The sequence below is a fragment of the Candidatus Enterococcus moelleringii genome (assembly GCF_017377575.1).
Lineage (GTDB): Bacteria > Bacillota > Bacilli > Lactobacillales > Enterococcaceae > Enterococcus_A > Enterococcus_A moelleringii.
The window spans coordinates 87,753-102,715 of record NZ_JAFREM010000016.1 but is presented as its reverse complement, the minus strand read 5'-3'; the positions used below and the strand labels follow the sequence as shown (position 1 = coordinate 102,715).

Sequence of the window (14,963 nt, the reverse complement as noted above, 5' to 3'; positions counted from 1 at the left end):
TCTTTATGGGCCTCCTCAAATTTTTTAAAAAAGCTGCTTCAAAGGCATATATTCTCTTTGAAGCAGCTTAAGCTACGAAATTATTCTGCTGATTCAGTAGAAGCGTTGCCGCCTTCTACAACATCAACGATTTCTTCGATTGAAGTTGCTTGTCCGCCATCTTCAGTTACGAAGTCGTCTTCAGCTACTTGGTCTTCACCTTGGTTTCCTTCGATGAATGCGTCAGCCATTTTAGCAGTGATTAATTTCACGGCACGGATAGCATCGTCATTTGAAGGGATTACTACGTCGATTTCATCAGGATCGCAGTTTGTATCAACCATAGCTACGATTGGAATGTTTAATTTATGTGCTTCTTGAACAGCAATACGTTCTTTACGAGGGTCCACGATGTACATTACATCTGGAATTCTAGGCATATCAGCGATACCGCCTAAGAATTTTTCTAAACGTTCACGTTCTTTGTTCAAACCAACAACTTCTTTTTTAGGAAGGACTTCGAAAGTTCCGTCAGCTTCCATAGCGTTGATGCTTTTCAGACGTGCAATACGTTTTTGGATTGTATCCCAGTTAGTCAAAGTTCCGCCTAACCAACGGTGGTTAACGTAAAATTGACCAGCGCGAGTTGCTTCTTCTTTAATTGCATCTTGTGCTTGTTTTTTAGTACCTACGAACAATGCAACGCCGCCGTCTTCAGCAACATTTTTCATGTAATCGTAAGCAACGTCTACTAATTTCACTGTTTTTTGCAAATCAATGATGTAGATACCGTTTCTTTCTGTGAAGATGTATTTCTTCATTTTTGGGTTCCAGCGACGAGTTTGGTGACCGAAATGTACGCCGGCTTCTAGTAATTGTTTCATAGACAATACTGACATGTTTGTTTCCTCCAATTTGGTTTTTTTGTTCCCTCTCCTAACCCTTTAAACTCAGCAGCAGACTTCCAATGAAGCACCCCGCAACTAATGGGATTAGAATGTGGATTTGTCTGTGGTCGCCCACACACAATTAGTAATTATACAGGAGGACCTAAAAGAAAGCAATGATTTTTCTCCACTTTACCTAGGAAAAGAATCTGATTAATATTTATTGAATCAACCTGCTAAATCCCCCTATATCTGTTATAATTATTGCATAAAAATCGATTAGGAGAATTTTTATGCGCAAAAAAGATCGGCACGAATTAATCAAACAAATCATAGCCAACCATTCAATTCGCAACCAAAGCGAGTTAATGACTTATTTAGAAGAACAAGGCGTTACTGCCACTCAAGCAACGATTTCTCGCGATATTCGAGATTTAAAAATTGTCAAAACCATCGATGAAGATGGCAGCCCCCGCTTTGAGTTGTTCCACGAGCCTAACCAGCCTTCCGATGATGAAGATGCAAAACGTTTGGTTCGCATGATCGAAGAAGTCATTGTCAAGGTAGAACGGGTTCAGTTTATGACCGTCATCCAAACCCTGCCAGACAATGCGAATCTCTTTGCTGCTGTATTGGATGACTTATCCTTCCAATCAATTGTGGCAACTATGGCCAGCTTCGATACCATTATCATCATCTCAAGAACGGATGAAGATGCTCAGCTAGTCGAAGCCTACTTGAAAGACCCTCATTCAAACACGATTATCTAAATAGTAAGCTGTGAACTTCGATGGAAGTTTCACAGCTTTTTTTCGTTACTAAATTCATGGCTTGTTTTTCTGATGAAACTAGCCTTGCTTTAACAGACATTTGCTTTACTTACTTTTTTATCCCCTCTATCCGAACGTTTATTCCTATACTAAATAGATAATTTTGCCGCATTTTTTAGCTCCTCACTTATTTTTGCTCTGCTAATCCTTTTCAGCCTTCCACTTATACTAAAATAATCCTTAACATTATTTACACAACCATAACAAACTTTATTTTATCTTTTCACAACCTTGGTCATACCTTTACAAAGCTTCGCTATACTTCAATCAACAGGAAAATAATTATTACAGTAAAAGGAGCGAATCAGCATGCTAAAGCTAGAAAATATCTCAAAGAATTTCAATCAAACAACTGTTTTAGAAGATGTTAGTTTGGAAATCCAAACCGGCGAGATTGTTTCCATCTTAGGACAGTCGGGATCAGGAAAAACGACTTTGCTAAATATTATCTTAGGCCTAGAAGAAGCCAGTGAAGGAACCATTTATTTCAGGGAAAAAGACATCACCCGCACTCCTATGGAAAAACGACCCTTCAATATTGTGTTTCAAGATTACGCACTGTTCCCTAATTTGACCGCGTATCAAAACTTAACCTATGGCCTGAAGAACAATAAAAACTGTTCTACTGATGAAGAAGTCCAGGAGCTGATTCATCTGCTAAATCTGGAAGCCCATTTGGACAGACCAATCCATCAATTATCCGGCGGACAAAAACAGCGGGTAGCTTTAGGTCGTACGCTGGTAATGAAGCCGGAGCTGCTGCTGTTAGATGAACCATTAAGTGCCTTGGACGGAGTAATTAAAGAATCGATTAAAGCGAAAATCCAAGAAATTGCTCAAAAGCTGTCATTAACGATTATCATCGTGACTCATGATCCGGAAGAGGCCCTAACCATGTCAGACAAAATTGTCGTTTTGGATAATGGAAAAATTGCTCAGTGCAGTTCACCGGTTGAGATCATGACCCAAGCTTCTTGCCATTTTGTTCAAGAGTTTATCATTAACCAATTGGCGATTAAGCAGCAAAACATCCAGCAAATTTTCCAACAAGCCCTGAGGCAAGTGGAAATATGAGAGACGTACTAACGCTAAAGCGGGTAACCAGTTGGACGATCCTACTCTTTTTCGCCTTATTCCTGGCGCTGCCTATCGGCAAAGTACTGCTTACTGCTTTAACGGTGGAAAATGGCGGATTTGCCAGCAACGTATTGCAGGTGCTGGATCAAAAATGGCAAATCTCATTTCTCAACAGTTTAAAATTTTCGCTGATTGCCGCCAGCTGTTCAACTTTATTGGGTTTTTTCCTAGCTTACGGCAATAATTTTACCAATCTTGGCCCACGGTTTTTAAAAGTGAATACCGGCATCTTACAATTCCCGATGCTTTTGCCTACCATTACGTACGGTTTCGTACTAATTTACGCTTTCGGTAAACAAGGGCTTTGGACGCGGATGCTGCAACAGGAATGGTTCAACATTTACGGCAAGATTGGCATTCTGTTAGGCTTCATCATTTATACCTTGCCGCCAATTTTTATTTTGATCAATAATTCTATGAACTATTTGGATAATCGCTTGTTTGTTGTTTCCCGTTTAATGGGAGATTCCTGGTGGCAGTCTTTGTATCGAACGATTATCAGCCCCCTTTATCGGGTATTGGCGGTAGCTTTTTTACAAGGTTTCTTCATGTCCTTCACTGATTTTGGGATTCCCAGCGCAGTGGGTGGACAGACGCCTTTTATTACGACACTGCTCTACGATGGATTCATGGGAACTATTCCTGATTTCCAATACGGTTCAGTAGTTGCTTTGACGATGCTGCTGCCTTCCATCATTAGCATTTTAGTCTTAAATTATTTGCAGAAAAAAGTGGTTCGTTACGAAAAACCACAAAACCTACTATTAAAGAATAACTCGGTTCGCGACTGGGCCTTTCGCTGCTTATTCATTTTGACTTCTGGTTTTATCCTTGGGGTCTTTCTAGTCCTATTGGTTATTCCTTTCTTAACCAACTGGCCCTTTAATTTGCAACCCACTCTGCAAAACTTTACCACCTTCCTGCAGGATGACAGTTTGCTGATGACCTTGAAGAATTCGCTGTTAATGGCTTTGTTGACTGCCCTAGTGGGAACGATTTTTGCTTACTTTGCCGCTATTATGACTTCCCGGGAGCGTAAGGTGTATAAAGTGAATCAACTGATCGATAGTGTTTCTACCATTACTAATTCAATCCCGGGAATGGTTTTAGGCGTGGCTTACCTGTTGATATTTACTAGCACTGGGTTGCATAATACCTTGATGATTTTAGTGATTGTAACTGTGGTTCACTATTTTGCCACACCATACCAAATGGCGAAAGAAGCCCTGCAGAAAATGAATTTGAATTGGGAGAACACCGCCAAATTAATGGGTGATCGCTGGATTGCGACCGTTTGGCGCATCCTGATCCCCAATTCCAAAGTGACCATTGTCGATATGTTTTCTTACTATTTTTTCAACTCAATGGTTACCATCAGCGCCGTAGTTTTCCTAACCAGCGCCAATACCATGGTTATTACCGCCAAATTAAAAGAGCTTCAGCATTTTGGCCGGTTTAACGATATATTCATGCTTTCCCTATTTTTACTATTGATCAACTTGGTCATGCAGCTGATTACCCACTTAATTAAAAGGAGACTAACAAATGAAAAAGAAAATACTCGCTTTACTGGGATGCACAGCCTTAACCCTATTATTCGGCGCCTGCAGCAGCGGTAGTGCCGCGGACGAAAAAGTCATCATCTACACCAATGCTGACGAGGAGCCGATGGAAGTTATCCAAAATGTTTTAGATGAAAACGGCTATGAAGGCAAATATACCCTGCAATCTTTTGGAACCTCCGAGCTGGGTGGGAAATTACTAGCTGAAGGCACAAACATCGAAGCCGATTTGGTGACCATGAGTACCTTCTACCTATCTAGCGCCCAACAAAAAGAGCCGATGTTTAAAGACTTGGAATTGACAGTTGACCCATTATCCAAAATCCCGGCTTATGCTGCGCCATTTACAGTCCAAGAGGGAACGATTTTCTACAATACTGACATGATGAAAGAACTAGATTTACCGGTTCCTGAAAGCTTGAAGGATTTAGCTGATCCCCAATATGAAGGTGTCTTGTCCATTTCTGATATTAAGCAGTCCTCGACTGCCTGGTTACTGTTCCAAGCCTTAATCGACAACTACGGTGAGGATAAAGCTAAAACAATTTTGGCCGATATTTACAAAAATACCGGTGACCACCTGGAAAGCTCAGGATCAGGTCCAATTAAAAAAGTCCGTTTAGGCGAAGTAGCTCTTGGCTTTGGTTTACGGCATCAGGCAGTCAAAGACAAAAACGAAGACCTGCCAATTGAGTTCATCGAACCAGCGGAAGGTACTTATACCTTAACTGAATCATTGGCAGTCATTGATAAAGGCGAAGATACCAATCCTGAAGCAGAAAAAATGCTGAACACGATCATGGAAAATGGCCGGAAAGATCTTTTAGCCATCTACCCTAGCCCTATTTACGACGGCGAAGAAGCGGACAGTGTGCAAGTAGCCCAAAATCAAAAGATCTTCCCAGAAGAATTAACCGCAGAATTATTAGAACAACACCAAAAATTGGTAGACTGAGAGGCGTAACATGAGATACAAACTATTAACCCCAGGTCCCTTGACCACTACGACAACGGTAAAAAAAGCGATGATGACCGATCAATGTACCTGGGATCAAGATTATAAAGAAATCACGCAAGAAATCCGCCAACGCTTGCTTTCCTTGGCGGAGGTATCAGAAGAAGACTATACAACCGTACTCATGCAAGGAAGCGGCTCTTTCGGGGTGGAATCTGTCTTAAGCTCCATGATTACACCAGAGGATCACTTACTAGTCTGTGCAAACGGCGCTTACGGCAAGCGAATGGTGGAGATGTGCCAACGTCATGGCCTGACCCATACTGTTTATGAAGTGCCGGAAAATGAAATTCCTAAAGCAGCCAAGGTTCAGCAGCTGCTAAATGATCAGCCAACAATTTCGGCCATTGCCATGGTTCACAGCGAAACAACCTCCGGCATTCTGAATGATCTGACTGAAATCTCAGCTCTGGCGAAAGCCAATGAACTGCTCTTTATCGTTGATGCCATGTCCAGCTTTGGCGGCATTCCCATGAATGTAGCAGAGTTGAATATCGACTTCTTAGTATCCAGCTCCAACAAATGTATCCAAGGGGTTCCCGGCTTTTCCTTTATCATTGCTAAACGAGATGAGCTGGAGAAGCGTAAAGGCCATGCCCGAACTTTGTCATTAGATTTGTATGATCAATACCAAGTGATGGAAAAAGACGGCAAATGGCGCTTCACCTCGCCGACTCATACTGTTTTAGCCTTCTTGCAGGCCTTGAAGGAATTGGAATTAGAAGGCGGGATCGAGCAGCGCTATTTGCGCTACTTAACTAATAACCATCTTTTACGGCAAAAAATGGAGGAATTAGGCTACGAAACTTTCATCGAAAAAAATCAGGGCCCATTCATTACTTCTTTCTTGTACCTGAAGGATCGGCCCTTCAGCTTCAACAATTTTTATTATCATTTAAAACACAATGGGTTTGTCATTTATCCCGGAAAAATCAGCGCCCGCGATTGCTTCCGGATCGGCAACATTGGTGAAATCTATCCAGAAGATATTCACCGCTTAGCAGAAATCATTGAAAAATATTCGGAGGTAGCATATGTCAATTAAAACAATTATTTTTGACTGGGCCGGAACAACCGTTGATTACGGTTGTATGGCACCAGTGATGGCTTTTAAAAATGCTTTTGCAGAGAAAGGCATCGAGCTAACCTTTGATGAAATTCGTGAACCAATGGGCCGACTAAAACGCGACCACATCGCGATTTTATTAGAACTTCCTTCTGTTCAAGAACAATGGTTGGCAGCATTTGGCCAACCCTCACAAGCAAGCGACATCGATGCACTTTATGAACGCTTCGAAGCTTTATTATTCGAAAAACTGGCGGAAAATTCAACACTGAAACCTGATACTGCCGAGGTAGTTAGTCAGCTTCAAGCAAAAGGATTCAAAATCGGCTCAACAACTGGCTATACTAGTGAAATGATGGAAGTCGTTACCAGTGTGGCTAAAGAAGCCGGCTATGTACCAGATTATTTTGTTACACCAGATACTGTTGGTAACTTAGGACGACCTTACCCTTACATGATTTATCAAAACATGAAACACTTCAAAAACACGTCTGTTTCCGAGGTTGTTAAGGTAGGTGACACGGTATCAGATATTTTAGAGGGAAAGAACGCCGGAGTCTTCACGATCGGCGTAGTAGAAGGAAGTTCAGAAGTAGGCTTGTCTTTAGCAGAATACAACGCTTTGTCCACAATCAACAAAGAGCAGCTGATCGAAAAAGTGACCCGCCGCTTTTACGAAGCCGGAGCAGACTTATGCATTTTAAACTTAACAGAGCTGCTGGATTACTTTATTCACGGCAAAGAGTTAACCAAACATACCAGTAATTTTCCACAAATCAACGCATAAGAAAAGACCCGCACTTCTCTTTAAAAGAAGCGCGGGTCTTAGTTTTATTTCAAGGTCTTTTTCATCATGTCCAGCAACGTCTTCACGTCTTCTGGTTTCGTATCGCCAGTTTCTTTGTCGATAATTGAGCTGTAGACATGAGGAATGATTTTTTTCACGCCGGCATCCACCGCAATTTGAACAATTTCTTCAAAGTTGCTTAAATCAATACCGCCAGTTGGTTCCAAGTAGAAGTCATTTTCGGCGCAAGCTTTCGCAACCGCTTGATATTCTTCTTTATGAGCCAAGCCTTTCATTGGGAAGTATTTAATTGAGCTGCCTCCCATATCCTTTAACAATTGAATCGCTGTTTCGATCGGTACTTCACCGCTTGGTGCTTGCGAACTTAAAGGACCGGTAGCAACATTCACGTAGCCCACCTTGCCAGTCGGTGAAACTAAACCGTTAATGACGGTATCACTTTGACCTAGAAGCGCCCGAGAAGTTCCTACGCCAGTGAATACTTGGTTCACGTGCTGCGGCTGCAATTTTGCCGAAATCCGGGAAACCATTTGACTCTGGTTTGGATCACCAGCACCTAAACCGACAGATAAAGCATTGTTAGTTGCTGCTTGATATTTTTTCATATCTTCAATTGCTGCTTCATCGCTATCGTAATTCTTAGACAGCACACCTAGTACCACGTGTCCTTCGGCAGCTTCATAACAAGCTTCAGCATTTTCAACAGAATTTGCCAATACATTTAAGCAAATACGATCTTCTAAATAATTTGGAGTTAATGACATTTTTTATTCCTCTTCCATAATTTGTTTTAGTCGGTCTGCGATGATTTCCATCTCTTCTTGATTAACAGACCGTACATCAAATTCGATAATCCCGTTATTCGCCTGATACTCGCGAGTATAAACCGCTGGATCAGCGGATTTTAAGGCTTCGATTACTTGTTTGGCAGTTTTGTCTCCTGAGACTTTGATGCTGGCACGGTAGATATCGCGGCCGGCTCCGTCTTGAACAACGGTCGCTTTCAAGTCAGAAATCTGGTTGACTGCTTCAATAAACGGAACCATCCGTTTTTGCATCGATTCGCCCGATTCACTACCATTGGTCAAATAGTCTTCCACCGCTTGTGTAAAGCCCAAGATGTTGTCTTTGCCGATTTTCATGGCCCGGCCAATTCCTTTGCTTTGCAGTCTAACCCACTCGACATATTCCTTTTTGCCAATCACTAAACCAGCACTTGGGCCTTCAATCGCCTTGGCACCAGAATAAATGACTAAATCAGCTCCCGCTTCGGTGTAACGGAACAAATCTTCTTCCGCTGCAGCATCAACGATCAAAGGTAATTGATGACGTCCAGCAACCTCCGCAGCCTCTTCCACTGTCAGCATACTTTTTTGAACGGTATGGTGACTCTTAATGTAAAGAATTGCCGCAGTGTTTTCCGTGATCGTCATTTCCAGATGTTCCGGCGAGCACATGTTGGCATACCCTGCTTCTACTAATTGACCGCCACCTAAAGCGATCATAGTTTCCACTGGCGTACCATAGTCAACATTGTGTCCCTTAGGCAAAACAATCTCTCTTTTTTCCCCACGATCAGTATACGGATGATACACATGATACATATCTCCGCGACCGATCATACCTGCTACGGATTGAGCAATCCCAGCCGAAGCAGAAGATACGACTTGCGCATCCTCCACCTTCAACAAGTCCGCCAAATATTTGCCAGTTTGAACCGCCAGCTCACTCATTTCAAAAAAATGTTCGCCGCCGAAGCGCTGTGCTGCCATCACTGATTCTGAAACCTTTGAAACACCTAAAATGGTCATGCGCCCAGAAGCATTGATCACTTTCTTCAGATCAAACTTCTCATAGCTGATTGTCATACATTACGCCTCCAATAATTGTCTGGACTGGAATAATTTGCTGCTTCGCTTGACGGGTATTGCCATTTGAATCCACCAATTCTTTTTCTTCATCAGTAATCTTGAAAATCGTAAAGTCTGCATCTTTGCCGACTTCGATCTGTCCTTTTTGGGACAAATGATATTGATCAGCTGCCGCTTTCGTGATCTTTTCTACGATCGCAGGCCATTCATAGCCGACTGTGTGCAATTTTTCCAAAGTAGTGGCTAAGTCATAAACCGGACCATTTGTGCGATTGCGAATATAAATATCGGTACTGATGGTATTTGCTAACATGTTCGCCTTAAATGCCGTCTCCGCAACATCAAAGTTGAAGCTGTCAGTTCCATGACCAATATCGAATAAAATTCCATCACGATACGCCTGCCAAACGAATTCTTTAATTTTTCCAGTTGATTGGTCTATTATACCGTTAGGCTTGCCATTAAAACAATGTGTTAAGATATCTCCAGGCCCCATCACAGTTAAGATTTCTTCCAATTCAGGCGGCGCAGAACCAATATGCACCATCAAAGGTAGGTTTTTGTTTTCTGCTTGAATCTCTTTTGCCAGATTTAAAGGTGTAATGCCATTGCTGCCAATCACCGTTTTACTCATGCGGGCTTTGATCCCAATCACGAATTCCGGCAGCTCTGCTAAAGCTTGTTTCACCAAATCCGCCTGCACCTTCGTCAAATCAGCTAACTCATCTTGCTCAACGATGCCGAATTTAGAAATGTTCAACAAGGCGTAGACATTTGTTTTGGCTTCTTTAGCTAATTCATAAAAGCGACCAATATTTTCAGCACCAGTTGTGCCGGCATCGATAACGGTAGTTACCCCTTTATCCACACCAATTTGGTCTGGATAATCATAGTACAAATTCATTTCTTGGTAACAATGCACGTGGCTGTCGATCCAGCCAGCTGAAAAGTAATTGCCTGCCAAATCAACAACTTGGCGATCGCCGGCTTCAATTACCTTAGCAACTTCTGTGATTTTGCCATCCGCAAAAACGACTTCACAAGCTTCACCTGTAATCAAACGACCGTTTTTCAATACTACTTCAGACATTCTTTTTCCCCTTTTCTTATTGTTCCAAGGTTACAGGGAACAATGCGCCTAAAATCATCGCACCTAAGATGGCACCACCGGCGATTGGTTTTTTCCATTTGTAGAAAATGATTGCGCCAATCGTTGAACCGATCCCGATTGGAATAGAAGCAGAAGCAGCGCTCAAAATAATTAGTGGGCCTAAGAAGCGACCAGACTGGTTCCCAGCCCCCATCATAATGTCCGCACCAAACGTAGAGTTAGACTGATTAATGGTGAATTTACGAATCAAAATAATGATTCCACCCACCAAAAGACCTAAAACTGCACCCGTAAGTAAGGCTAACGGGAAGCTCTTAAGAGGCGCGTCGATGCCCATTGATAAGAAAATCGCCGGAATACCAATCCCAAGCCCAGTTAGAATTGAACCACCTAAGTCCAAGATCCCAACTAATGAACCTTCTAAGATTCGGGCAAATAGGAAGCTGGCACCAAATGCTGCCGCCGCTCCGTATGAACCACCATCTAATCCAGCTTTCAACATCGCAACAATTGATACTTCGTTAAAGGCTCCCACACCATATTGAATATACATATGTGTCCCGGTAAAAACAGCCGAAGACATTAAACCAACTAAAATCGGAAAGGCCCAATCACCAAACCAAAAGCTTTTCTTTTTTTGTTCTTCTGTTAATCCTGAAAGTTCCATTTTTTAAAAGCCCCCTATTCTACTGTAAAGACATCGTGTAAATTATTTAACCAGTTTGGTGCATCTAGTCTAAAGCTTTCCAATAATTGCAAGTCGAATCCACGGAAGAATCCACTGAAGACGAACAACAAGATCGCTGCAGTTAAGATAATTTTAGTAATCTTAGTCCAGCCTTGTTCATCGACCCCTTTACCAACTAAAATCCCTAGAACCACACCTGGTACGGCATTGCCCATGATCATTTGTGCTAAGGCACCGAATAGAGTTCCCCAGAAACCAGAACGTTTACCGGCATCAATTGCTGCTAACCAGAACAACACTGGCATAACAATATTGATCAAAGTTGTAGCAGCTGGTACTAATACGGCTACCGCTGTAACTTGTAAAGCTTCCGGAATCGCTGCGGCGGTAGTGTTTAAGAACGCCACTAGAACCATACCCACAACTGCTCCAGCAATCCCCATTTTTTTAGGGTTATGCATTGTTTCTTCTACATTTTTATTTTTGACTAATAAAGCAGCCGTTGCCCAGTTAGGAATAACCCGGTGGGTAACATCCTGCGTAAACGCACCCGCACCTACTGCTGAAGCCCAGGCATTAAAGAAGAAGCCTAGTCCAAAAGAGAAATGGGAAGCCGGATCCCCTTCACAAGCATTCATTTCCCCTAAAGTCCGGAACGCTCCTAGCCCCTGCGTACTTGGCGCATGGAACATTCGAGCAGCCCCTGCACCTGCAGCGAAGCCCAGCAAGCCGCCGATAATCAACGATTTCAATAAAATAATAACAAATTCCACTTCGTCTCACCCTCTTACATTTTTTTAGATAAAAATGGTACGCTCACTGCATCTGGCGCCGCCTGATTAACTTGTTCAAATGGTATATCCCCCATGTTAATCATTAGCAGCTCCACTTCGATCTCCAATTTCACCTCGTAATCCACTCGTTCTCTTGGAAAGAAGAAAAACAGAAAGCGTTCAGTATAGCGTTGTTCCTCAGCAGCAAGTACAGCGACCGACTTTGGCTCAATCCGCAGAATCACATCAGAGGTCTCTTTTAATACCTTTTTTTGCACTTGGCTCAATCCGTCAGAAAAAGCTGCTGCTTTTGTTTCACCTTTTCCGCTAACGATAATTTTTTGTAGTTTTTTCTCTGTCGTGTTCACTGTACCTGCTCCTTTTTTATTCCCCGTATTTTTTGATATAAGCTTCCGTTAATCGTTTGCCTAATTCTTCTTGATCCATAAATCCAAATCCTAAAACGGTATTGCCATCTTGAATCGCCGTTACGCCTTCTTCTACAGAGCGCATACCGTGACGTTCAGAATAACCATATTTCGTTGCCGCTGTTAACGCACCCGCGCCACCGCTTCCGCAAAATGAAATGCCCATATCCGCATTTTCTTGCTGCATGACATCACCTAAACGCATGTCTGCACCCATACCTGGAACAACTACGGCTCTGCCGCCTGCTGCCTCTACCCCTTTTGCTACGTTTTGTCCTTTACCTAAGCGATCTGCAATAACTACTGTAATCATTTTGTTTCCTCCTCGTTTTGTTTTGCACTTTCAAAGTGAATCGATAATACAAATGTTTCATCCTTCGGTAACTTGCCTACTTTATCAACTACCAGCTGAGCAATCTCAATAGCTTCTTCAGAGATCTCCGCAAACATTTCCGGATCAACCGCAGGAATACTGCGTTCCTCACGTTCTCTCATCAGCATTTCGCTCAAGTGGTTAATTAAAATCGTCCATTGAATATCAGTTGGTGCAATTTGCCGGTCTTGTAATAGTTGGTTTGTATAGTCAACAACTTCCTGCAATTCCTCAGTATAAGGATTACTTTGTAAAATTTTTTGACTTTCTTCTGTTAATTGCATCATGTGCCTCCTTTCTATCGGTTGTCGACGTAATTGAATAATGCGGTCAGTTCTGCTTCGTTGACAGCTAAATCATTTTCGGAAAACAGCTGCTCCGCTTGTTTAAATAAAACTTGATTCAATAAAAGAATATCTGGATTCACATTGCCTTCCAGTTGATATTGCCGTTTAAACTGAATGCGGTGGACCATTAAGAAAACATGCAGCAGGAAAGCCTCTTCCGTTTCTTTTTTCAAACGAGAGCCGAAGATTTTTTTCAGCCCATCATATAAAATGTACCCCTTCAAAATAACTTCCCGGGTCGTCTCCTCAGAATTGAGCTCTGGAAGGCGCGGATTATGGGCGGTCATGGAACGATGGTCTCCCCACGTTTGCTGCATAAAACGTTTAATTGTTTGAATATCTTCCTTTGAAGGAATTGCACTTACCTTAATCGTCGGACAATTCAGATCTTCCATCGGGAAAATACTGATCACCAAATCCGGTTTATGAGTTTTGATGACACTAGCCGCATTTAGTACCGACGCGAAGCAGACAATCTCAACGTTCGGAATCTCTTCCTCCATTTTTTGCTGAATTAGATTAGTTACTCCAAGGCCTGTAGAACAAACATAAACCACTCGAACAATTCCCTGCTCTGACTTTTCCTTTTCCAAATAAACTAAGAAGTGCAAGGCAATATAAGCAATAAAAGAATCGTTGATCAATTGTTTGGTTGCACAAGACATTTCTTGTTCGCAGGCCTTTTCAATTGCCACAAACAATTGAGGATGCATCGATTGAATATCCTCCACAAAGGGATTGTACTCATTAGGATAAAGATGTTTTTTCCCTAACCGCAAAGACAAATGAGCGAAAAGATTGGTTACTAATTGAGCATCTTCACCGAAATCTACCTTCAGATCTTCAGAAATACGCTGGACTAGTCGAACAGTCAGCTGCAAAATATCTTGATGGTCACTATCCTGTACACGATCGCTGCATATGTAGTCATATTCGTCCTTAAACAGCGGTAAATCATAAACACCAAAGACAGCCTGCATCAACAGCATTGGGATATCTTGTTTCTTTATCAATTCCTGCACATCGCTCATCATGGTAAAGGAGCCGATAGAACGATTCATTTGCAGGCGGCAAACTGCAATTGCAACGCGAAAGGTAATCGCTAACAATTCAGCATAGTCGAACTCATTTGTGTTAATCGGATCCAGCAATTCAGCAGTCTGCTGTACCACTTCTTGGTAAACATCGTAAAAAGGTAGGCCTTTTCCAATGTGAATTGGCTGCTTAGGCTGATCATGATTGGTTAGTCGGTTCATAATTTGATAGATATCGTATTCTGTAAGGTTGTGATGCAACAAATAATCTATCAGCGAACGACCATTCTCTTCCGTTCCCTCAAGCCACATTCCCTGACCACTTTGTCGTTTCAGCTGAAGCTGGTAAGAAGTAAGGAACAGCTCCACCTTTTCTAAGTCAGTGACAATCGTGTTTTTGGAAACTCCCAGCCAATCAGCTAATTGATTTGCCGTGATCGCTGCGTCAGTGAACAGCAGCTTCAACACAATTTGTTCAACCCGTAATTTTTGATCTGGAAAAATTTCAAAACGTTCTTCTTCCAATAATTCATTTTTCAGCGTCAAGCGCTGCGTCTTAGTTAGCTCAAACCAAAGTCCCTTACTGCGTTGGGCATGAAGTTCAATCTCACGATCATTTAGCCAAAGTCGAATATTGTCCAAGTCATATTTAATTGTGCGCACGCTTACTTGGAAATGCTCCGCCAGCTCTTTAGTCGTTAAACTTTCTTCGCTGTCCAGCAGCTTCAGTAAAACCTTGATTTCTCTTTTCGATAATTGCATCCCGCATTAGCTCCTTACATTTGTAACTATAAGTTCATTCGTAATAACTCGCAATACAAACCTGTTGCACTTTGATAAGTGCAATCACATGCCCTTTTTGTTTGTGAATTGCCGTTTCAAAAATTTTCTTTTTAAAATAAACGTCGAAAAACCTTGCTATATCAGCACAGCACTAATGAAATTATTCACTAAGTTGCCCTTACTTAATTTACTACTTGCACTAAGTCAAAGGGAAGTTCATTTTATTTAGTATTAGCAAAATAAAAGAAAAAAACAGCCGGAAAGAAGCTTC

The 14,963-nt window shown here is 42.0% G+C and carries 16 protein-coding genes; 6 read left to right on the top strand and 10 right to left on the bottom strand.

The features are described from left to right. Positions 1-80: 80 nt before the first annotated feature. Entirely contained in the window at positions 81-878 is a 798-nt protein-coding gene (gene rpsB / locus JZO70_RS10520) for a 30S ribosomal protein S2 (RefSeq protein WP_207673524.1), read from the bottom strand. Positions 879-1,159: 281 nt separating this feature from the next. Between rpsB and JZO70_RS10515 the strand changes: the two genes are divergently transcribed. The 6 genes from JZO70_RS10515 (at position 1,160) to phnX (ending at position 7,263) form a co-directional block, all read left to right on the top strand. Further along, entirely contained in the window at positions 1,160-1,636 is a 477-nt protein-coding gene (locus tag JZO70_RS10515) for an arginine repressor (RefSeq protein WP_207673523.1), read from the top strand. Between the two features lie 369 nt (positions 1,637-2,005). Further along, positions 2,006-2,770, top strand: coding sequence for an ABC transporter ATP-binding protein (locus tag JZO70_RS10510; RefSeq protein ID WP_207673522.1), 765 nt, complete (start codon positions 2,006-2,008; stop codon positions 2,768-2,770). After that, the gene (locus JZO70_RS10505) at positions 2,767-4,452 is read left to right on the top strand and encodes an ABC transporter permease subunit (RefSeq protein ID WP_207673521.1); all 1,686 of its coding nucleotides are present in this window, start codon (positions 2,767-2,769) and stop codon (positions 4,450-4,452) included. Before JZO70_RS10510 ends, JZO70_RS10505 begins: the two co-directional genes overlap by 4 nt. Then, positions 4,379-5,350 (top strand): extracellular solute-binding protein, encoded by a 972-nt coding sequence (locus JZO70_RS10500; RefSeq protein ID WP_207673520.1) that lies wholly within the window; start codon positions 4,379-4,381, stop codon positions 5,348-5,350. The genes JZO70_RS10505 and JZO70_RS10500 overlap by 74 nt, the downstream gene beginning before the upstream one ends. Positions 5,351-5,360: 10 nt before the next feature. Continuing rightward, positions 5,361-6,455: a 2-aminoethylphosphonate--pyruvate transaminase gene (phnW, locus tag JZO70_RS10495; RefSeq protein WP_207673519.1), complete on the top strand. Its 1,095-nt coding sequence runs from the start codon at positions 5,361-5,363 to the stop codon at positions 6,453-6,455. After that, entirely contained in the window at positions 6,445-7,263 is an 819-nt protein-coding gene (gene phnX / locus JZO70_RS10490; protein ID WP_207673518.1) for a phosphonoacetaldehyde hydrolase, read from the top strand. Before phnW ends, phnX begins: the two co-directional genes overlap by 11 nt. Before the next feature lie 44 nt (positions 7,264-7,307). On the opposite strand, the gene dagF is transcribed toward phnX, so the two are convergent. The 9 genes from dagF to JZO70_RS10445 are packed head-to-tail and all read right to left on the bottom strand — an operon-like array spanning position 7,308 to position 14,671. Then, positions 7,308-8,048, bottom strand: coding sequence for a 2-dehydro-3-deoxy-phosphogluconate aldolase (dagF, locus tag JZO70_RS10485; protein ID WP_207673517.1), 741 nt, complete (start codon positions 8,046-8,048; stop codon positions 7,308-7,310). Between the two features lie 3 nt (positions 8,049-8,051). Continuing rightward, positions 8,052-9,152, bottom strand: a complete 1,101-nt coding sequence (locus JZO70_RS10480; protein WP_207673516.1) for a DgaE family pyridoxal phosphate-dependent ammonia lyase — start codon at positions 9,150-9,152, stop codon at positions 8,052-8,054. Next, positions 9,136-10,245 carry an amidohydrolase/deacetylase family metallohydrolase gene (locus JZO70_RS10475; RefSeq protein ID WP_207673515.1) on the bottom strand — a complete coding sequence of 370 codons (1,110 nt, stop codon included), beginning with the start codon at positions 10,243-10,245 and terminating at the stop codon, positions 9,136-9,138. The genes JZO70_RS10480 and JZO70_RS10475 overlap by 17 nt, the downstream gene beginning before the upstream one ends. Before the next feature lie 16 nt (positions 10,246-10,261). Next, on the bottom strand, positions 10,262-10,933 hold the full coding sequence (locus JZO70_RS10470) for a DUF4310 family protein (RefSeq protein ID WP_207673514.1): 672 nt from the start codon (positions 10,931-10,933) through the stop codon (positions 10,262-10,264). A 14-nt stretch (positions 10,934-10,947) separates the two neighbouring features. Continuing rightward, positions 10,948-11,727 carry a DUF4311 domain-containing protein gene (locus JZO70_RS10465; RefSeq protein WP_207673513.1) on the bottom strand — a complete coding sequence of 260 codons (780 nt, stop codon included), beginning with the start codon at positions 11,725-11,727 and terminating at the stop codon, positions 10,948-10,950. A 14-nt stretch (positions 11,728-11,741) separates the two neighbouring features. Then, positions 11,742-12,095 carry a DUF4312 family protein gene (locus JZO70_RS10460; RefSeq protein ID WP_207673512.1) on the bottom strand — a complete coding sequence of 118 codons (354 nt, stop codon included), beginning with the start codon at positions 12,093-12,095 and terminating at the stop codon, positions 11,742-11,744. A gap of 16 nt (positions 12,096-12,111) precedes the next feature. Next, complete coding sequence (locus JZO70_RS10455; RefSeq protein ID WP_207673511.1) at positions 12,112-12,468, bottom strand: glycine-rich SFCGS family protein; 357 nt, start codon at positions 12,466-12,468, stop codon at positions 12,112-12,114. After that, a complete protein-coding gene (locus tag JZO70_RS10450) occupies positions 12,465-12,812 on the bottom strand; it encodes a PRD domain-containing protein (protein WP_207673510.1) in 348 nt (115 codons plus the stop codon). Before JZO70_RS10450 ends, JZO70_RS10455 begins: the two co-directional genes overlap by 4 nt. A 14-nt stretch (positions 12,813-12,826) precedes the next feature. Then, positions 12,827-14,671: a BglG family transcription antiterminator gene (locus tag JZO70_RS10445; protein ID WP_207673509.1), complete on the bottom strand. Its 1,845-nt coding sequence runs from the start codon at positions 14,669-14,671 to the stop codon at positions 12,827-12,829. Between the last annotated feature and the right edge of the window lie 292 nt (positions 14,672-14,963).